The organism is Peptoniphilus sp. Marseille-Q6390 (genome assembly GCF_965119475.1).
Window position 1 is genome coordinate 343,222 of the sequence record NZ_CBCPLS010000002.1, and the last position, 20,444, is coordinate 363,665.

Sequence of the window (20,444 nt, forward strand, 5' to 3'; positions counted from 1 at the left end):
TTAATATCGAGAAGAAGAATCTTGGAGAAATTTCAGATATTGTACTTGGTGGAACGCCTAATAAGACTAAACACGAGTATTGGGAAAATGGAACTATTCCTTGGATGAGTAGTGGAGAAGTAAATAAAAAGAAAATATACAGTACAGATAATTTTATAACGCAAGCAGGTTATGATAATTCAAGTGCAACTATGGTTCCAGCTGATTCGACAGTAATAGCATTGGCTGGGCAGGGTAAAACTAGAGGTTTAGTTGCAAGAATAAAAATCAGCCTTTCAACAAACCAATCTTTAGCAACCTTAATTCCTAAGGATATTATAATAAACGACTATTTATATTATTATTTGGAGAGTCAATATAATAAATTACGTGAGGTATCATCGGGTGATGGGAGTCGAGGAGGACTTAATAAAGAAATTTTAAAGAGATACCTAATTATTATTCCTCCAATTCCTATTCAAGAACAGGTCGTTTCTATACTAGATAAGTTTGATAAGTTGGTAAATGACATTAATGAAGGTTTACCTAAAGAGATTGAGTTAAGACAAAAACAGTATGAGTATTATAGAGAAAGGCTTTTGAATTTTCCTAAATAGAAAGGAGTTATTATGTCCGAGAAAATCATAAATTACAATACGTCGACTATTGCTGAGATGACCAATGGAATTATTCTAGCAAATTTTAAAAAGGACTTAAGTGCTAGAGAGTCTTCCTATCAAAGTGAAAGTGATCTTGAAAGGAAGATGATTGATAATTTAGTTTCTCAGGGTTATGAGTTTATAAAGACAAAGACTAGTGAGGACTTATATAGGAACTTGAGGCTACAAATTGAGAAGTTAAATAGCCTTTCCTTTTCTGATGAAGAGTGGAAAAGATTCTTAGTTGAATATTTAGATTCTCCTAATGATGGGATGGTTGAAAAGACTAGGAAGATTCAAGAAGATTATATTTATGATTTCACTTTTGATGATGGTCATTTGCAAAACATTAAGATCATTGACAAGAAGAATATTCACAATAATTTCTTGCAGGTTACTAATCAGGTAAAGGGAGAGGGCAAAAATCAAAATCGTTATGATGTTACAATTTTGGTAAATGGCTTGCCCCTTGTTCACATTGAACTTAAAAAAAGAGGGGTAAACTTGCATGAGGCTTTTAACCAAATTCACAGGTATAGCAAGGAAAGTTTTAATAGTGATAATTCTCTCTATAAGTTTGTCCAAATTTTTGTAATTTCTAATGGGACCTACACTAGGTATTTTGCAAATACTACGGCTCAAAATAAGAATAATTATGAGTTCACTTGCGAGTGGGCTGATGCCAAGAATAAAGTTATTTGTGATTTAGAGGATTTTACTAGGACTTTTTTTGAAAAGCGTGTTGTTCTTGAAGTCCTAACTAAGTATTGTGTATTTGATGTCAATAATACTCTTTTGATTATGCGTCCTTATCAAATTGCTGCAACTGAAAGAATTTTATGGAAGATAAGGTCTAGTTATGAGGCGAAAAAGTTTGGCAGACCTGAGGCTGGCGGTTTTATTTGGCACACTACTGGGTCTGGTAAGACTTTAACTTCTTTTAAGGCTGCAAGGCTTGCTACTAATTTAGACTTTATTGACAAGGTGTTTTTTGTTGTTGATAGGAAGGATCTTGACTATCAAACTATGAAGGAGTACCAAAGATTTCAACCTGACTCTGTCAATGGTAGCAAGGATACTAAGGAGCTTAAGAAGTGTATCGAAAAGGATGACAACAGGATTGTTGTAACCACTATTCAAAAGTTAAATGAGTTTGTGAAGAAGAATCCTAATCACGATATTTATGATAAGCAGTGTGTTCTTATTTATGATGAGTGTCACCGCTCTCAATTTGGTGATGCACAAAAAAATATAAGAAAGGCTTTTAAGAAATACTACCAATTTGGTTTTACTGGTACGCCAATTTTCCCAGAAAATTCTCTTGGTGGCGATACAACTGCAGGAATTTTTGGGGCACAACTCCACTCTTATGTAATCACTGATGCCATTCGTGATGGAAAGGTGCTAAAGTTCAAGGTGGATTACAACAACATCAAGCCTAAATTTAAAAATGCTGAAAAAGAAGATGATGAAAAGAAGTTAGAGCAATTGGAAAAGAAAATGCTTCTTCACCCTGAAAGAATTAGTGAGATTACTAAGTACATTCTCGATGTCTTTGATACCAAGACCCACCGCAATGAGTTTTATGATTTGAAGCATAGAAGGCTCAATGGATTTAATGCAATGTTTGCTGTTCAAAGTGTTGATGCTGCTAAGTTATATTATGAAGAGTTTCAAAGGCAACAGGAATCATTGCCTGAAGATAAGAGGTTGAAGGTAGCTACTATTTATAGTTTTGCAGCTAATGAAGAGCAAAGGGCTATTGGAGAAATTTCTGAAGAAAACTTTGATCCTTCTGCCATGGAGTCATCTGCAAAAGAGTTTTTGGATAAGGTAATAGATGATTACAATGGTTACTTTAAGACAAACTTCTCTACCAACGGAAATGAGTTCCAAAACTACTACAAGGACTTATCTCTAAAGGTAAAGGATAAACAAGTTGACTTGCTTATTGTTGTTGGTATGTTTTTGACTGGCTTTGATGCTCCTACTTTAAACACACTCTTCGTTGACAAGAACTTAAGGTATCATGGACTTATTCAAGCTTTTTCGAGAACTAATAGGATTCTCAACAAGGTAAAAACTTTTGGAAACATTGTCTGCTTTAGAGATTTGGAGAAGGCGACAAAGGATGCCATTAAGACCTTTGGAGATGAGAACAGTGTCAATGTTATCTTGGAAAAGTCTTACGAAGAATACATCAATGGTTTTAAGGATGAGGAAACTGGTAAGGTTCAAAAGGGCTATGTAGAAATTTGTAATGAGTTAGTTTCAAAGTTCCCAGACCCAACAGAGATTGTTTTGGAAGCAGACAAGAAAGAATTTGCAGAACTTTTTGGAGAACTTCTCAAGTCTGAAAATATTTTGAAAAACTTTGATGAGTTCGAAAACTTTGAAAAGATTATTTCTGATAGACAGATGCAAGACATGAAGAGTGTCTATGTTGATATTAGAGAAAGTGTTTTAAGTTCTAAAAGGGAAGGTAAGTCTGATGAGGGAATTGATTTTTCTGATATTGAATTTCAAATCGACTTGCTTAAAACTGATGAAATAAATCTCGATTATATTTTATCTTTAATTTTGGAAAAATCTAAAGAACATGAAGATGTTGAAAGTATTAAAGTTGAAGTAAGAAGGGTAATTAGGTCCAGTCTTGGCACAAGAGCTAAGGAAGAATTAATTATGGATTTTATTAATTCAACTAGGTTGTCTGAATTAAAAAATACCGATGACATCTTAGAGTCTTTTTACACTTTTGCAAAGAAGGAGAAGAGTAAAAAGATAGAGGACTTGATTGAAGATGAAAAGTTAAAGGATGATTCAAGAAGGTTTATTGAAAAATCAATTAGCAAGGGATACGTGGACTATGCAGGGGATGAACTAGACCGCATTCTTCCACCGACTTCACGTAGACATGGTGCAAGAGAAAAGAAAAAAGATTCTGTCCTTGATAAAATTAGAAAAATTGTCGAGGTCTTTGTGGGAATTTAAAATTTTGAATCAGGTTTTTATTGGAGTTTTATAAAATAAATTTCAAATTCAAATCAAAACTGTCGTGTGGGAGCGGCAGTTTTTTTGCGTTCAATTTTATAAATCTAACAAAATGAAAATTTAAAAAAAGTATTTGACAAGATGTTTTTTATTCCCTATAATTTAATGCAAATCATAATTTTATTTATAAAAAATATTGGAAAAAACGAGTAGGTTTATTAAAGTTTTCAGAGAGTAGGCGTTTGGTGAAAGCCTATAATGGAGATAAATTCGAAAATCCTTTTTCTTTATGCAAGTCTGAACCTCAGTAAGATTTGTCGCTTTAGTAGGCGTTATCTATACTCGGCATTGATTGATGCTTGTTAAGAGAGCTTACATATTTGTAGGAACTAAGGTGGTAACGCGATAATTCGTCCTTTGTCTATTATTTAGACAAGGGACTTTTTTTATTTATAAAATTAAAATTTAGGAGGAAAGAATGAAAAATTTATCAAGAAGTCAGTTTACTCAAGTGAGCATAATGCTCTTTGGATTGTTCTTTGGAGCTGGAAATTTAATTTTCCCTCCATTTTTAGGAAATCAAGCAGGGAATAAAACTTTAATTTCCCTTTTGGCTTTTTCTGTTACTGCAATTATCTTCCCAGTCCTTGGAGCTATAGCTGTTGGCAAGACTGACGGACTTAAAAACTTATCTTCAAGAGTTGGAGAAAAGTTCGCCTTAGTTTTTACTACTGCAATATACCTTTCTATAGGACCTGGTCTTGGTATACCAAGAGCTGGATCTGTTCCTTTTGAAATGGCAATAGCACCTTATGTACCAGAAACTTTTAACCTATCTCTTGTAAGGCTTGCCTATACCTTTGTATTCTTTGCTGTTGCAATGTGGGTTTGCTTAAAGCCTAACAAGTTAGTTGCAAGAGTTGGAAAATATCTTACTCCAACACTTTTACTTTTAATATTTATAATGTTTGCAAAAGTTATGACCCTACCAAAGCTTCCTGCAATGGCAAGTGGAAATTACAAGGATGCTCCAGTTGTTGCTGGTTTCCTTGCAGGTTATGACACTATGGACGCAGTTGCAGCTCTTAACTTTGGTTTTGTTGTTACTCTTGCTATAAGAAGATTTGGCGTTGAAGATAAGAAGCTTGTTACTTCATATACTGCTAAGGCTGGTCTACTTGCAGGTAGTGTTTTGTTTGTTGTTTACCTAATGCTTTCAACAATGGGTATGGTTACATCGAAGGCCTTCGCTGGCGTAGAAAATGGTGCAGTTGTTCTTACAGAAGCTGTAAAGCTTGTATTTGGCAACTTTGGTTTAGTTCTTTTGGCTTCAATATTTACTCTTGCTTGTTTAACAACTTGTATAGGTTTAATATCAAGTGGATCTGAATATTTTTGCACCCTTTTTAACCGTAAGATGTCTTATGGCAGATGGGTTTTCCTTTGGACCTTCTTCTCCTTTGTAATGGCAAACTTCGGACTTAATAAACTTCTTGCTTTATCAGTGCCACTACTAACTGTTATATATCCAGTTGCCTTAGTCTTAATACTCTTAGGATTTACTCACGACTTTGTTGGTTACTCAAGACTTTCTTATAAGGCATCAGCCTTCTTTGCAGTTGGTCTACCACTTGTGTCTGTTGCCAAGTCAACATTTAATCTAAGTCTACCTCTATTGACAAAGCTTGAAGCAAGCCTTCCAATGGCATCAAGTGGTTTGTCTTGGGTCCTACCAAGTCTTGCTGCTGTAGTTTTAGTTGAAGCATATTCAAGACTAGTATTACCATCAAAGGCTAAGGTAAAAGCAGAAAATTATATGTAAGATAAATTAGAAATTTAAAAACAGTCTCACGTCATTAATGTGGGACTTTTTTTATGCTTTCTTGCAAAGAGGATAAAAAAAATTTTTGATGCTTGTGATGAAAGGAAAATATGACAAATAAATTCTAATTGAATATAATTAAAAATTTTTTTGAATAGAAAAGTATTTTTGTTAAGAAAATTGAAAAAAGAAATATTATAATAATCTCGATAATTGTTATCAATTGACTTGATATTAAATAAAGAGAGGTGTTATATTTTGAAATTATACAAAAAATTATTTTCCTACATACCTGAGAGAAAACTTCACGGTATTCTTGCATGTCTACTTACGACCTTGGGCATTGTTTTAGAATTTTATGCTTATTATTTAATTTGGATTTTGCTAAAGAATGTATTTACTGGTGGGGTCTTATCAGAAGAAAGAAGTCTTGCAATAAAAATTTTATTTTTATTTATTGCCTATGGTCTTTTATACTTTATGGGACTTTGGATGAGTCACTTAGCAGGTTTTAGGCTTGAAACGCGTCTTCGTGAAAGAGGTATAAAGCATCTTCTTAGGGCATCTAATACTTTTTTTGACCTAAATAATTCTGGAGAAGTGAGAAAAATAATTGACAACAATGTGGAGCAAACTCACATGATTGTGGCTCATTTAATTCCAGATCAAACAGCAGCCTTTTTGACTCCCATACTTATGATTATCTTGACCTTCCTATTGGATTTATATCTTGGAATATTTTTTATTGTCATTGTCCTAATAAGTTTAGTCCTTGTAAAAAATATGATGGGTGATCAGTCCTTTATGAAGAAGTACATGGATATGCTTGATGAAATGAACGCAGGTGCAGTTGAGTATGTAAGGGCCATGCCTGTAGTAAAGATTTTTAATGCACCCTTAATCGGTTTTAAAAAACTTTATGATTCGATTCTTGTTTATAAGGATATGGTCTATAAGTATTCTATGTCTTGCAGGGTTCCCTATGTCATATTCCAATGGCTTTTAAATATTTTTATAATTACGCCAATATTTTTGGGAATCTTTATGGTTAATAGGGGAGCTGATCCTGGTCTTTGGGCGGCAAAAATTTTATTTTTTACTCTATTCATGGGGATATTCTTTTCTAACACAATGAAAATTATGTATGTATCTATGTTTGTCTTCCAGGCAAATTCTGCTGTGGATAATCTTGAAAATTTGTTCAAGGAGATGAAGGCGAAGGAAATAGAATTTGGAAGCCAAAGGGAATTCTTAAACAAAAATATTGAATTTAAGAATGTAGACTTCTCCTATGACGGAGAAAATAAAATTTTAAATAACTTTTCTCTAAGTCTTGAAGAAGATAAGGTCTATGCCTTGGTGGGTAGTTCGGGTTCAGGTAAGTCAACTATTGCAAAATTAATTTCTGGTCTGTACCCTGTTGACTCAGGAGAAATTTTAATTGGAAACAAAAATATTTCTTCCTATGACAAGGAAAGTCTTATGAAAAACATAGGAATTGTTTTTCAAAACCCACAGCTCTTCCAGGGTATCTCCATTTTTGAAAATGTCAAGCTTGGAAAAAATGATGCCACTGATGAAGAAGTATTAAGGGCATTAAAACTTGCAAGGTGTGACGAGTTTATAGACAAATTCAAAGAAGGTTATGATGTAGTGATTGGAGCAGAAGGTGTAAATCTTTCTGGGGGAGAAAAGCAAAGGGTAAGTATTGCTAGGATTTTCTTAAAGAATCCAAAAATAATAATTATGGACGAAGCCTCAGCAGCTGCTGACCCCGAAAACGAATATGAACTACAAAGAGCCTTTAAGGAATTAATAAAAAATAGGACTACAATTATGATTGCCCACAGGCTTACTTCCATAAGAGGAGTAGATGAAATTCTTTTAATCGAAGATGGAAAGCTAATTGAAAGAGGAAGTCACGATAAACTTTACAAGGAAGACAGCAAGTATAAGAAGTTTGTGGAAATGTATATGAAGGCAAATGAATGGAGGGTTGACTGATGAAAACTTATTTGAAAAATCGCTTTGGACTTACAGACAAGGGGGCAGAGGGTGCTCTTGTTGCAATAAGATATTCTAGCCTAAAGACCCTTTCTTATATGCTACCTATGTTCTTACTTATGTATGTAATGCAAGGCTTGTTAAATTTAGGAGACTTTAGTCCATGGATTTCAGTCATCGCCTATGTAATAATTGGTCTTCTTATGATTTTTGTAATTAATAGGGATTACATTACAACTTACAACGAAACCTATAAGGAATCTGCAAACCTTAGGATAGAAATTTCTGAAATAATTAAGGACTTGCCTCTTAGTTTTTATTCAAGTAGAGATTTAACAGATCTTTCTCAAACAATAATGAAGGATGTAGAAGCAATTGAACATGCACTTTCTCATGCACTTTCAGGATTTTATGGCTTTATAATAAATCTACTTATTATTTCCATTTTGCTACTAATTGGAAATTTAAAACTTGGGCTTGCAGTTATAGTGCCAATTTATATTTCTGCTATTTTGAATTTGTTTTCCAGCAAGATGCAAAAAAAGGCGACTAAGTCCTACTACAAAGAACAAAGAAAGTCTTCGAAGATGTTTCAAGAACTCATTGACCTATCTACAGAGATCAAGTCCTATAATTTGACTGAAGAAAAGGAAAAAAGTGGCATTGAATTTGTTAGGTCTTTAGAAAAGAACCACATTAAGTCAGAACTGGGGCAAGTTATCCCTCTTGTTTCTGCAGGAGTTGTGGCAAATTTATCTCTTGCCCTTGCAATATATGTTGGATTAAATAGCTTGATAGATGGAGAAATAAATATCTTGTATTTTGCAGGCTACTTATTTGCTTCAGCAAGATTAATTGATGGAGTCGCAGCCTTCAACGGATTTTATGCGGAGTTAATGTATATCGATTCGCCAGTTGAAAAAATAAAGGCACTTAGGAATGAAAAAATTCAAAAAGGAAATAGAGCAGACTTGAAGTCCTTTGACATTAAAGGAGATAAGGTTTCCTTCTCTTATCTCGATGACAAAAAAGTTATAGATAATATTTCCTTTAAGGCCTTGCAGGGAAAGACTACTGCCCTTGTTGGTCCATCAGGTTGCGGTAAGTCCACCCTAATAAAACTAGTGGCAAGGTTATATGATTACGACTCTGGAGAAATCACAATTGATGGTAAGGAGATAAAAAATATTGCCACACAAGACTTGTTCAAACACATTTCCATGGTCTTTCAAGATGTAACCCTCTTTAATGGATCGGTAATGGAAAATATTAGGCTGGGCAGGTCCAGTGCCAGTGACGAAGAAGTCCTTGAAGCGGCAAGACTTGCCAACTGCGATGACTTTGTAAAGAAATTGCCAAGGGGATATGAAACGGAAATTGGCGAAAATGGTTCCAACTTATCTGGCGGTGAAAGACAAAGAATTTCCATAGCAAGAGCCTTCTTAAAGGATGCAGAAATAATTCTTTTAGATGAAATTGCCGCATCACTTGATGTGGAAAATGAAAAGTACATCCAAGAGTCTTTGAATAAATTAACAAAGAACAAAACTGTAATCATAATATCTCACAGGATGAAGTCAATAGAAAATGTAGACCAAATAATTGTTATGAAAGACGGAAAAATTGAAGACTTTGGAAAACATAAAGAACTAATAGAAAGAAGCAAGACTTACAAGAAGATGATTGAGTCATCAAAGAAGTCAGAAGAATTTGTATATTAAGAGGAGATAAGATGAAAAAATTTGGAATTCGGGATTTAGTAAATGCCGGTGTATTTTCGCTTTTAACTGTAATGGCAACTTGGTGTGGAGGCATGATAGGTTTTATACCTGTCCTTATGCCCCTAGTTCCCTTTGCTTGTGGTTTGGTTTCAGGGCCAGTCTTTATGCTTTATTCAACAAAGATAGACAAGTTTGGCATGGTCTTAATAATGGGAATAGTTTTTGGACTTGTATTTTCAATGTCAGGTCATGGGGCAATAGTTCTGCCTGCCATAATTGTCTTGTCTTTAATTTGCGAGATGATATTAAAAAAAGGTGGTTACAAGTCAATAAAAACTGCAAGACTAACCTACATGGTCTTTATGCTTTTTGGAGCTGCAAATTTAATACCAGTGTATTTTGCCAGAGATGCCTTTGTTCAATCTTTAATCGACCAAGATTACGGAGCAGAATATGCAGAAAAACTATTATCTGTTATGCCAACTTGGTCCTTTATACCTGTAGTCCTAGTAGGTATGTTAGGTGGATACTTAGGTTGCACTATTGGAATTAAAATTCTAAATAAGCACTTCAAAAAAGCAGGAATGGCTTAATGAAAATTGACTTTAGGACAAAAATATTTTTAACAAATGTAATAGGGATTGCTGCCATTGAGGGTTCTCTTGGAAGAAGATATTATTATCTTGGGATTCTAATAGCAATCTTTCCCTATTTACTTGCATTATTTGATAAAAAGTGGTCCCTTTTAATTAAGGGACTTTTATATACTTCTGTGGCATTCTTAGGGCAAGGTCTCTTGCTTAACCTTTCGCAAAATTTTTTAACAATGATTTTAAACCTCTATGTTGGAATAATTATAAGAATCTTGCCTGGAGTTATGATGGGTTACTATGCTCTTGTTACAACAAAAATGAGTGATCTTGTTTACTCTTTGCAGAAAATAAACTTGCCAAATTTTTTGATTATTCCAGTTTCTGTAATGTTTAGATTTTTTTATTCAATAAAGGAAGATTACAAGAAAATAAATGAGGCCATGTATATGCATGGACTAAGTATGAAAAATTTTTTCAAAGAGCCTGCTAAGATTTTGGAATATAAGTTTGTTCCACTTTTAATGATCACATCACAGACTGCTGATGATGTTGCCATATCAGCTATGACAAGGGGAATGAGAGTGGATGGAGAGAGGTCATCTATTTCTGATGCAAGCTTGAAGTTGCAAGATTATGTCTTAATAGCCTTTGGAATTTTTATAATAGTTTTATTCATCAGGGTGAAAATATGTTAGAGTTTAAAAATTTTTCCTTGGCCTATGAAAATTATGAGGGCAAAGAAAATACAATATTTGAAAATATTAATCTGTCCTTTGAAGGGGGCAGTGTAAATGTAATAAGTGGACAGTCAGGTTCAGGCAAGTCAACTTTTATAAAGCTAATTAATGGTATAATTCCAGAGGTAAATAATGCCAAAATTTCGGGCCAGCTTTTATTTAAGGGAAAAAATTTATTTGACCAGGGCATAAGCGATAGGAGTCAATATATTTCCACAGTTTTTCAAAATCCCAAAAATCAATTTTACTGCATCAATTCAAGTGATGAGATGGCCTTTGCTCTTGAAAACAGAAATGTAAAAAGAGAGGAGATACTAAGTAAAATAGATTACTATACAAGGATTTTTGGTACAGATAAATTACTTGATAGAGATTTATTCAAATTATCAGGTGGGGAGAAACAACTTGTTGCAATTACGTCTGTTGCCCTAATGGATAATGAAATTTATATTTTTGATGAACCCTCTGCCTCTCTTGATAATAAATCCATTGAAAGATTAAAAAATATTATTGAGATATTAAAGGAAAAGAAAAAAATTATAATTATTGCAGAGCATAGGCTTTACTACCTAAGGGACATAATGGATAAGCTCTTTGTCATTGAAGACAAAAAAATAAATTCCTACCAAAGAGAAGAGCTTAATGATGAATTTATAAGAAATCATAAGCTGAGAAGTCTAAAGGAAATAAAAAAGGAAGATTTGAATAAGGATAAATACATAAAAAAATCTTTTTTTGATAAAAATTTTGATCATGACAAAATAATGGAGTGTCGAAACTTTTTTTGCAAGTATAGCGCTAGTGATAAGGTAATTTTTGATTTTAACCTATCCTTTGACAGGGGAATTTATTTTATAATTGGAGAAAATGGAATAGGAAAGACCTCTTTTATAAGAAATATTTGCGGACTTAATAAGGGGCAAAGGGGAGATTTATATTATGGGTCTGAGAAAATAAGGAGGCCCTATGAAAAAATTTCTCTTGTAATGCAAGATGTGAACTATCAATTATTTACAGATTCAGTTTACTCAGAAATGTCAATAGTATCAGATGATGACCTTCTAAAGGAAAAAATCTTGTGTGATTTGGGACTTTGGGATAAGAAGGGCAGGCATCCGCAAGCCTTATCTGGAGGAGAGAAGCAAAGACTTGCCCTTGGACTAGCCCTTGCCAGCAAGAAGGAAATAGTTTTGTTAGACGAACCAACTTCTGGCTTGTGCCTAAAGAATATGACAAAATTAATTAGCTTCTTAAAGGAAATGAAAAAGCAAAACAAAACAATTATTATAATCACACACGATTATGAATTTATTAAGAGTGCAGATGAAAATATTTTGGAGTTTGTAAATGAAAAATACTAATTATTTAGCTTCTTGGGACTTTGAAATCGTCGATGATAATGATGATTTTATAGAGTATCGAGGGATAAGCCATCCTAAAAATAAAATGAAAAATTATAAACTTTTTCCAGGACTTATGCTCATGTATATTGACTTAAGGGAAAGGTACCAAGTGCAGGCTTCTGATAGCAAAGGAAATAAGGGCTATAGGATTTCTTATAGCTATGAAGGTAATTACTTTACCTATATCAATGATACAAAGATTTTAATAACTAGAGAAATTTTTATTGGCAAGGCCCTTCCTTATGCAAGGGAATCTTATACGACCAAGGACAGGGTTCAGGCCTTTAACTTTATCATTTTTGAAAACCAGATAGATAAGGATTCCTTTTACGGTAAAATCCTAGTGGAATTTTTGAAAAAAATAAATTCAATAAAGGATATGGGTTTTGTATATAGGAATGAAAGACTAATTCAAAGGGCCAATGAACTTATCCAGGTCCTAAAAAGTGAAGATATCTTGGGTATTTCTATAAAGGCTCTGGATTTAATTTACGATATTACACGAGAAAAAACTTCAGAAATAAGAAAATCTTATCAAAAGCAAGAAAAAAGCGAAGAAATTATTTTAATTGAAGAGTTTATTAAAGAAAACTTAGAAAAGGATATTACCTTAGACTTACTTACCAAGAAATTTAAAATCTCGAAGTCAAACCTAAATAAAAAATTCATCAGAAAATTTCAGTACACTCCTATAAAGTATCTCAACAATTTAAGGATGATGAAGGCAGAAGAAATTTTGATGAAGACAGATAAAAACATAACAGAAATTTCTATGGAACTTGGTCTCACAAGTCCATCAAATTTCACAAGGTCCTTTAAAAAATTTACGGGACTAAGTCCAAGTGAATACAGAAAAAAAGAAGCTCTAAGTGAATGAGCTTCTTTTTAATGTTTAAATTTTATAAAGTAAAGGAACCGATGTAATAATATTTACCTGCGTCCTTTAGGTCGATTGTCCATTTCTTTTCGATACCAATTGTCTTTAGCATTTCTTCCATATAGAAAAGGATAACGCCCATGTCTATTAGTGATCTTGTGTCTTCATCAGATTTTACCATGTAAGCTTCAACAACTGATCCCTTTAGTACGAATCTCCAAGGTTGGAAGTTCTTGTGGCTTGGTGCAAATCTAACAGATGAGAATACATCAAAGACTCCGTAATTTTCTAGAGTTTCAATGGAAATTGGATTTCCTAGAGTATCAGCAAAGACAATTTCTTCAACTGTAAGTCTTGAACTTGTAACTTCTGGATCAAAAAACTTTTTCTTTTGACCGTAGCCTATTGCTATTAGATAGTCGATTCCTGTTCCGTTTTCGCCAAAGATTGCCTTCTTAGTTTCGTGGTCAACCTCGTCCACTGTTATCCAACAAGTGTCTAGGTCTAGGTCAACGATTTTTGTGTTTAGCTTTTCAAGGCAGTAGCCACCCTTTAAGATGTTAAGTGGTTTGTCGTTTTTAATATCTAGTGCAATGTAGTGTGGAGCTTCGATCATAACTCCTGCGTATCCTGCCTTGCCCCTAAGACCTTCGGCTACAATTTTTCCATTTTCGTAAAGTGAAAAATTAATTTCGCTTTCTTCACGGTCTAGCTCATCCATAAGTAATTTTATATTTTCCAAAGAATCTCTTGGCACAGTGTCCTTTTTAAAATTTCTCACTGATTTTCTCTTTTGTAAAAAGTTTGTCATTAACATAGTAATCCCCCCTAAAACTCTTCTTAATAAAGATTATAACACAAGGGCGGGCTCAAAAATAGATTTAAAATAATTACCTTATAGTTTAAACTATAGGAGGAGGGATAAAGTGAATTTAACACCAAGTCAATTAAAAGCTGTAGATCACTTTGAGGGTCCTGCCATTGTTTTGGCAGTTCCTGGTGCAGGAAAGACTACTATGATCCTTTACAGGACCAAAAAGTTAATAGAGAGGGGAGTGGACCCCAAGAGCATCTTAACAATTACTTTTTCCAAGGCTCAAGCTGTGGACATAAAGGATCGTTTTGTAGGAATGGACGGCGACAGGACTGTTCACTTCTCCACCATCCACGCCTTTTGCTATTCAATTGTAAGAGACTATTCCAAAAAGTCTGGCAAGTCTCTTAGCCTTATTGATTCAAATATGAAAAAGAAGTACGAGATCCTTAGAGACATCTACAGGTCTGTTAATAATTCCTATCCCACAGAAGAACGAATTGAAACTGCGATTTCAGAAGTTGGTTATTGCAAGAACATGATGTTGTCGCCCCAGTCTTTTGCCAAAGCCAAGAGGTGTGACACAGATAATTTTGTCAAGTTCTTTGAGACCTATGAAAAGTTTAAGAAGGACAGGGGACTTATAGATTTTGACGACATGATAAATCTTTCCTATGATGTCTTAAAGAATGACCCTGCAATAATGAAGAAGTACAGGGGCAGGTTTAAGTTCATCCAACTTGATGAGGGTCAAGACACTTCTAGGAGTCAGTTTATGGTTTTGAAACTCCTTGCCAGGCCTAATAATAATTTATTTGTAGTTGCCGATGATGACCAGTCCATCTATGGCTTTAGGGGAGCCAACACTGAAGAACTTTTTAAACTCAAGGATGAATACAAGGACATAAAGACCTTTTATATGGAAGACAACTTCCGTTCCACTAAAAATATTGTAAATATTGCAAATATTTTTATTGGGCAGAATGAGAAGAGGTTTGAAAAAACTCTTGTAACAGACAACCCCTTTGACAAACCTGTAAGTATTATTAAGGTCAAGGAGCCCAAAGACCAGTACGCCCTAATAGAAGAAGAGTTAAAAAAAGAAGATGGAGACATTGCAGTCCTCTACCGTAACAACCTTTCAAGCATTGGCCTTGTAGAGTACTTTGAGAGGAAAAATTATGAATTTAATATAAAGGATAAGAAGACCAAGTTTTTCTCTCACTTTATAACTCATGACATCTTGGATATTTTAAACTTTGCTGGGGACCTTTCAGACATTGATCTCTATGAAAAATTTTATTTTAAATTAAAGGGTTATATTTCAAAGAGACATATTGAATACCTAAAGAGACACAGGGGGAAAAATATCTTTAACATCTTAAAGGATTATCCAGATCTTCCATCTTATTACAACAAGAATATAAACGGGCTCTTGGTTGGTTTTAAAAAGATTGCAAGGGTAGATGTCTATGAGGCCATAGATTATATTGACAAGGAAATGGGCTATGGCGACTATCTTAGAGAAAATGCCAAGAGGTTTATGGAGACTGAAGCAACTTTAAATGAATACCTTTACTACTTAAAGATGATTGCCAAGTCGACTAAGTCTTTGGACCTATTCATTGGCAGGCTCAAGGAATTGGAATATGATCTATTAAAGGCTAGAGATACTGATGCAAGGCTTACCTTCTCAACTATCCATTCAGCCAAGGGACTTGAATTCTCAAGAGTTTTTGTTGTAGACTTGTATGAGGGGACCTTGCCATCAACATCGAGCATTGAAGGTCTAAGAGAAGATCCAGACCTTTACGAAGAGGAGAGAAGGCTCTTTTATGTAGCAATGACTAGGGCGAAGAGGGAACTCTACCTCATGTACTCCCACTACACAAATGGAAAGAAAAATGAAATTTCTTCCTTTGTTACAGACTTAGAGACTTTAGCAGGAGGAAACAGTGAACATAATAGATGAAATAAAAAATATAATATTAGAAAGAGATGAAGTAAAAGCTAATGAGCTCTTTGAAGAGTATCACCCCGTTGATATTTGCCTAGAGCTTGAAGATTATGAAGACGAAGAAATTGGAATTTTTGTAAAATTATTAAACAAGGAAAATCTCGGCTTACTCTTAGAGTCGGCAGAAGAAGACTTAGCAAGAATAATAATGAGATTTTTTACAAATGAAGAGCTAATTGAAACTTTTGCCTTTATAGAAAACTCAATTGTGGCTGACCTTCTTGGATTTCTTTCAACAGTTAGAAGAAAGGAAATCTTGTCACTGATAAAAAGTGATAAACAAAACATCCTAAAGATGATTTTGTCCTTTGACGAAGAATCTGCAGGGTCAATTATGACTACAAACTTTATAGCCCTTAAGGAGCACTTGACGGCAGACCAGGCAGTAAAGAAAATAATTTCAATTTCTCCAAAGACAGAGATTATTGACAAGATTTTTGTTACTGATGACAAGCATAGACTTAGCGGGATAGTGACTATGAGGGACCTCTTGGTTTGTCATGCAGACACTCTCTTAAGGGACCTCATGGAAGAGTGCGACTTTTATGTCTATGGGACAGATGACCAAGAAGTTGCCGCTAACCTCTTCTCCAAGTATGAGTTGGACATTCTTCCCGTTGTAAATAACAAGATGGTAGTTCTTGGTGTAATAACATCTGATGACATCATCGCAGTTATTGACCAAGAGCACAACGAAGATATGTTGCAGATGCACGGGGTTAATGCCGATGAAGAATACGACTCAAGTTTAATGGAATCCTTTAAGTCAAGATTACCTTGGCTTGTAATAAACTTGGTCACAGCCTTTTTGGCATCATCAGTTGTTAAGGGCTTTGAGTACACAATTTCTCAAGTAGTTGTTTTATCTGCTGCCATGCCAATTGTTACGGGAATGGGAGGTAACGCAGGCTCACAAACTCTTTCAATTATTATCACTTCTTTAGCAAGAGGAGAGTTGTCCCTTAAGGAAGACTTCAAGTTGATTTTCAAGGAAATCTTCTTGGGACTTACTGAAGGAGCAATAATTGGGCTCTTGGCTGCAGGAGTTTTTGTCTTCTGGCACCACAACCTTTACCTTGGCTTCATTCTTTTCTTGGCAATGATTTTAAATATGATAATCGCCTGCTCTATGGGATTCTTAATTCCGCTTTTACTTGATAGGTTAAAGGTGGATCCAGCCATAGCATCATCAATATTTTTGACAACTTTTACAGATGTATTTGGATTTTTTATCTTCCTAGGTCTGGCAACAATGTTTTTGCCAAAATTGGTTTAAAAATTCATATAAAAAATAAGATTTTAACAGTAAAGAACATATCGAGACCAGAGCTTGGTATGTTCTTTTTAATATATCATCAAAATAATATTAACAAAATTATTTTGATTACATCTATTATGTATAGATAATATATAAAATAAGGAGAGTTTATGAATAAAAAAATAAAATTTTTAGCTGTTTCTACGGCATTGACAAGTGTAGTTTTGCTGAATAGTACTTATGCATTGAATGCAAATAGCTTAGCTAATAATAACTCTATAGATGTAAATAATCATATTTATACAGTCGAAGATTTTGTAATTAAAGATAATAAAATTTATGGTTTTTCAGATAAGGGCCTTAAGAAATTGAAAGAAAACCCAATTGTTAAGTTACCAAGTTTTGATGAGAAAGGAAATCCGATTACAAAAATTGCTTCTTTTGCCTTTACAGCGAATAAGATGGTTGCAATAGACGAGTTTCTATTAAAAGATGAGTCGCCAGATTCTGAGACTTATGGAAAAGATTACTATGGAGAAAAGATTGAAAAATTAGGCGGAGTTTTTAGGAACACAGAGATTAAAGAAGTTATCATACCAGAAGGCTATGTAGAGATAGGACCTGATGCTTTTAGAGATAATAAAAATCTTAAAAAAATCACATTTCCTAGAACTTTAAAACATATAAAGGACTATGCGTGTGCACATACTTCTATTAATAATCTTGTTTTAAATGAGGGGCTAGAAAAAATTGATGACACATCTTTTTTTGATGCCGAAATAAAAGGGAAACTAATAATACCTGAAAGTGTTTGTGATATAGGTGAGAGAGCTTTTAAAAACAATCAAATCCATGAAGTTATTTTCAATGGAGAAAAATTAGAAGAATTAAAAGAGCAAGTTTTTGAAGACAATCAAATTGAAGAAATAACAATTCCAGGTTCTATAAAAAAGATTTCTCCTGACGCTTTCAACGCTAACTCAGGTAGCACAAGTTATGCTAGACGTGTAGTTGTGAAGTACAATGGAAATAGTGATCTTTTGGATGGAGTAAACTTTTATGTAAATCCGAGTGAAGATAAAAGAACAGATGGCTTAGATATAGATGCAAGTGAGTGGGATCTTTCCGACTTCATTATTGAAGGCAAATCTATTAAAGGATTCAGCACAAGTGGATTTTTAAAAATTCTAAAAAATAAAAACTTAATACTACCAAATAAGAATAAAAATGGAGAAGATATAGTAGAAGTAGCAGCAGATGCCTTTAGAAATGTTGATTTCGATGAATCGAGTATAAAAAAATATGATATTGAAAGTGTAGTTTTACCAAAAAATATTGAAAAGATTGGAGATTTTGCATTTCAATCTAATAATATAAAGGAAATTGATTTTTCTGAAAATAATAATCTTAAAGAGATTGGTAAGGGTGCATTTATGAATAATAAAATTGAATCCTTATCATTAAATGATGAAATTGAAAAAATAGATGATGCAGCTTTTCATATAAATAAAATAGAAATGTTGTTTTTACAAGGAGGACATCTAAAATATATAGGCAAATCTTCTTTCAGACAAAATAATATCTCAATTTTATATTTAATTTCTAATGAATTAAAGGAAATTTCTGATATGGCTTTTCTAGAGAATGATATACAAGGAGAGCTTGACTTATCACAATTACCTAATTTAAAGAAAATAGGAGTACAAAGTTTTAGAAACAATAGTATTGAAAAGTTAAACATTCCAGATAGCCTAGAGGAAATATCAGCAGAAGCATTTTATAACAATAAGATAGAAACTTTAAACATATCAGATAATGTAAAATTGATAATGTTTAATGCTTTTGATACTAACGATGGATCAGGTAAATCTGTAATTATTAATACAGTTGGAAATAAAAATATTAACAGGATAGCTGATGGTAATAATTTTAAAATTGATCCTAGTGTACTAGCCGTAGATAAAACTGAATTAATTAATATTGTAAATGAGATTAAAAATCTTGATAAAAGAGAACTAAGAGAGTCTACAAGAAAACAGTTTGATGATATTATTGCAAATGGAGAAGAATTAATAAAGAATGAAAAACTAACTAGGGGTCAACTTCTTAAATTTGTAAAAGATACTAAATTTTTCTTAGGTAGAGTTGATCTTGACAAGGCAATGGAAAAGGCAAATAAGGCAATTTTAAATAAGTCCTTAAAAGAGAATGAAATTAAAATTTTAAAAAACAAGTTAAATTATGCCAATACAGCTTATAATAATGCAGCATCACCTAGTTGGAAGATAGATAGGACAAGTAAGGAGCTAAATTTATTATCGGATTTATGCCTTAATAAAGGAGAAATTTCTAAGGCAAACATGGTCCAAGGAGTTTATAAATTAGAAAGTCCTCTTCCAATTCCACCATACTATATAGGTGTAAATATGTATTTTGATGATCAGGGCAAGATTTTATATGTACTTGATATGTCTTATACCATAGGAGAAGGAACAAAAAATGAATTTGGTGCTGATGTATTAAATGTTGATGAAGATAATGAAGGTTATCATGAATTGGCTATAAGAAGTCTAAGTCAATATGATGGAAAAAATATAAAGGACATTCTAAATTCAGATTTTTCAATTATAAAAGACTATGGTGACTTAGAAAAGTATCACGTTGAGGGTATTTTCAATGCTGTAAAAGATGCTTGTAAAGATGCAAAGATTCTTTTAGATAAAAATAGTGCAGAAAAAACAAATCCCCTAGATGAAAACATTGATGACTTTAGAGACCATCCTAAAATTTCAATAAGGAATAATAGTGTAAAGGGAGAGAAAGTCTATGTTCAAGGGAAATTAAATGGCAGTTCAAGAAATGAAAGAAGTACCAAAGATAAAAACAAGAAGGTAATATTAAAACTTGATTCCAATAAGTATTTTGAAGTTACACCAAGTGGAAAAATTGAAAAGGAATTTGAATTCAAACCCTTTGTTAAGGATGGAAGAACTATGTTACCTATTAGATTCATAGCAGAATTTATTGGATTAAAGGTTACTTGGATAAAGGATACAAGGACTGTTATTTTTGAAAAAGATAATAAAAAAATAAGTATAAATGTAGATGATGATAAAATTATAGATGAAAATGGTAATGTAATTAAAATGGATACAAAAGGAGTAATAAAAAAAGATAGATTTTATCTACCTTTGACAAATGTTTCCAAACTCTTTAATTTAACTAATGGAAATTTAAAAGATGATAAAGAAAATGATATCGAGTATAAAGAAGATACGAGAGAAATAATAATAAATATAAAAAATTTATAAATGAGAAAAACTCCTGGGGACAGGAGTTTTTTGTTTTAAATATTTTCTAAAAAGTTTGCTATTTCTCTTTGACTGGAAACAACAACTTTTCCATCAGGGCCCAAGAGGGGAGTGATTCCCATACCGTAACCTGCACCGATGTATAGATAATTTACTCCAGTCTCTGTGTCCAAGAGAATTTCCATGGACTCAGTAAGAGTACCTTCTTTAAAAATTTTTATAAATCTTTTTTCTTTGTCTTTACTAAACATTTTTAAC

At 33.2% G+C, this 20,444-nt stretch carries 14 protein-coding genes and 1 other annotated feature; of the genes, 12 read left to right on the forward strand and 2 right to left on the reverse strand.

Annotation, left to right across the window (positions count from 1 at the left end; genetic code table 11):
* Positions 1-5: 5 nt before the first annotated feature.
* The 9 genes from ACWPVO_RS07560 (at position 6) to ACWPVO_RS07600 (ending at position 12,786) form a co-directional block, all read left to right on the forward strand.
* Entirely contained in the window at positions 6-596 is a 591-nt protein-coding gene (locus ACWPVO_RS07560) for a restriction endonuclease subunit S (RefSeq protein WP_454207965.1), read from the forward strand.
* Between the two features lie 12 nt (positions 597-608).
* The gene (locus ACWPVO_RS07565; RefSeq protein WP_454207570.1) at positions 609-3,629 is read left to right on the forward strand and encodes a type I restriction endonuclease subunit R; all 3,021 of its coding nucleotides are present in this window, start codon (positions 609-611) and stop codon (positions 3,627-3,629) included.
* Positions 3,630-3,817: 188 nt separating this feature from the next.
* Positions 3,818-4,050 (forward strand) — a binding site (T-box leader).
* Between the two features lie 57 nt (positions 4,051-4,107).
* Positions 4,108-5,451, forward strand: coding sequence for a branched-chain amino acid transport system II carrier protein (brnQ, locus tag ACWPVO_RS07570; RefSeq protein ID WP_454207572.1), 1,344 nt, complete (start codon positions 4,108-4,110; stop codon positions 5,449-5,451).
* Between the two features lie 258 nt (positions 5,452-5,709).
* Complete coding sequence (locus tag ACWPVO_RS07575) at positions 5,710-7,455, forward strand: ABC transporter ATP-binding protein (RefSeq protein WP_454207574.1); 1,746 nt, start codon at positions 5,710-5,712, stop codon at positions 7,453-7,455.
* On the forward strand, positions 7,455-9,176 hold the full coding sequence (locus ACWPVO_RS07580) for an ABC transporter ATP-binding protein (protein ID WP_148466229.1): 1,722 nt from the start codon (positions 7,455-7,457) through the stop codon (positions 9,174-9,176). The genes ACWPVO_RS07575 and ACWPVO_RS07580 overlap by 1 nt, the downstream gene beginning before the upstream one ends.
* Before the next feature lie 11 nt (positions 9,177-9,187).
* Positions 9,188-9,769, forward strand: a complete 582-nt coding sequence (locus ACWPVO_RS07585; RefSeq protein WP_270675034.1) for an MptD family putative ECF transporter S component — start codon at positions 9,188-9,190, stop codon at positions 9,767-9,769.
* Positions 9,769-10,464: an energy-coupling factor transporter transmembrane component T family protein gene (locus ACWPVO_RS07590; protein WP_412277388.1), complete on the forward strand. Its 696-nt coding sequence runs from the start codon at positions 9,769-9,771 to the stop codon at positions 10,462-10,464. Before ACWPVO_RS07585 ends, ACWPVO_RS07590 begins: the two co-directional genes overlap by 1 nt.
* Positions 10,458-11,867, forward strand: coding sequence for an ATP-binding cassette domain-containing protein (locus tag ACWPVO_RS07595; RefSeq protein ID WP_454207577.1), 1,410 nt, complete (start codon positions 10,458-10,460; stop codon positions 11,865-11,867). Before ACWPVO_RS07590 ends, ACWPVO_RS07595 begins: the two co-directional genes overlap by 7 nt.
* Positions 11,854-12,786, forward strand: coding sequence for a helix-turn-helix domain-containing protein (locus ACWPVO_RS07600; protein WP_454207579.1), 933 nt, complete (start codon positions 11,854-11,856; stop codon positions 12,784-12,786). The genes ACWPVO_RS07595 and ACWPVO_RS07600 overlap by 14 nt, the downstream gene beginning before the upstream one ends.
* Positions 12,787-12,808: 22 nt before the next feature.
* On the opposite strand, the gene ACWPVO_RS07605 is transcribed toward ACWPVO_RS07600, so the two are convergent.
* The gene (locus ACWPVO_RS07605; protein WP_005955793.1) at positions 12,809-13,603 is read right to left on the reverse strand and encodes a nitroreductase family protein; all 795 of its coding nucleotides are present in this window, start codon (positions 13,601-13,603) and stop codon (positions 12,809-12,811) included.
* Between the two features lie 109 nt (positions 13,604-13,712).
* Between ACWPVO_RS07605 and ACWPVO_RS07610 the strand changes: the two genes are divergently transcribed.
* From ACWPVO_RS07610 to ACWPVO_RS07620, 3 genes are all read left to right on the forward strand, one after another.
* Positions 13,713-15,572 (forward strand): ATP-dependent helicase, encoded by a 1,860-nt coding sequence (locus ACWPVO_RS07610; RefSeq protein ID WP_454207582.1) that lies wholly within the window; start codon positions 13,713-13,715, stop codon positions 15,570-15,572.
* On the forward strand, positions 15,556-16,893 hold the full coding sequence (gene mgtE, locus ACWPVO_RS07615; protein WP_454207584.1) for a magnesium transporter: 1,338 nt from the start codon (positions 15,556-15,558) through the stop codon (positions 16,891-16,893). The genes ACWPVO_RS07610 and mgtE overlap by 17 nt, the downstream gene beginning before the upstream one ends.
* Positions 16,894-17,045: 152 nt before the next feature.
* Positions 17,046-20,186: a leucine-rich repeat protein gene (locus ACWPVO_RS07620; protein WP_454207586.1), complete on the forward strand. Its 3,141-nt coding sequence runs from the start codon at positions 17,046-17,048 to the stop codon at positions 20,184-20,186.
* 35 nt (positions 20,187-20,221) lie between these two features.
* Here the strand turns inward: ACWPVO_RS07620 and ACWPVO_RS07625 are convergent, their stop codons facing one another.
* The gene (locus ACWPVO_RS07625; protein ID WP_148466236.1) at positions 20,222-20,437 is read right to left on the reverse strand and encodes a DUF6440 family protein; all 216 of its coding nucleotides are present in this window, start codon (positions 20,435-20,437) and stop codon (positions 20,222-20,224) included.
* Positions 20,438-20,444 lie beyond the last annotated feature (7 nt).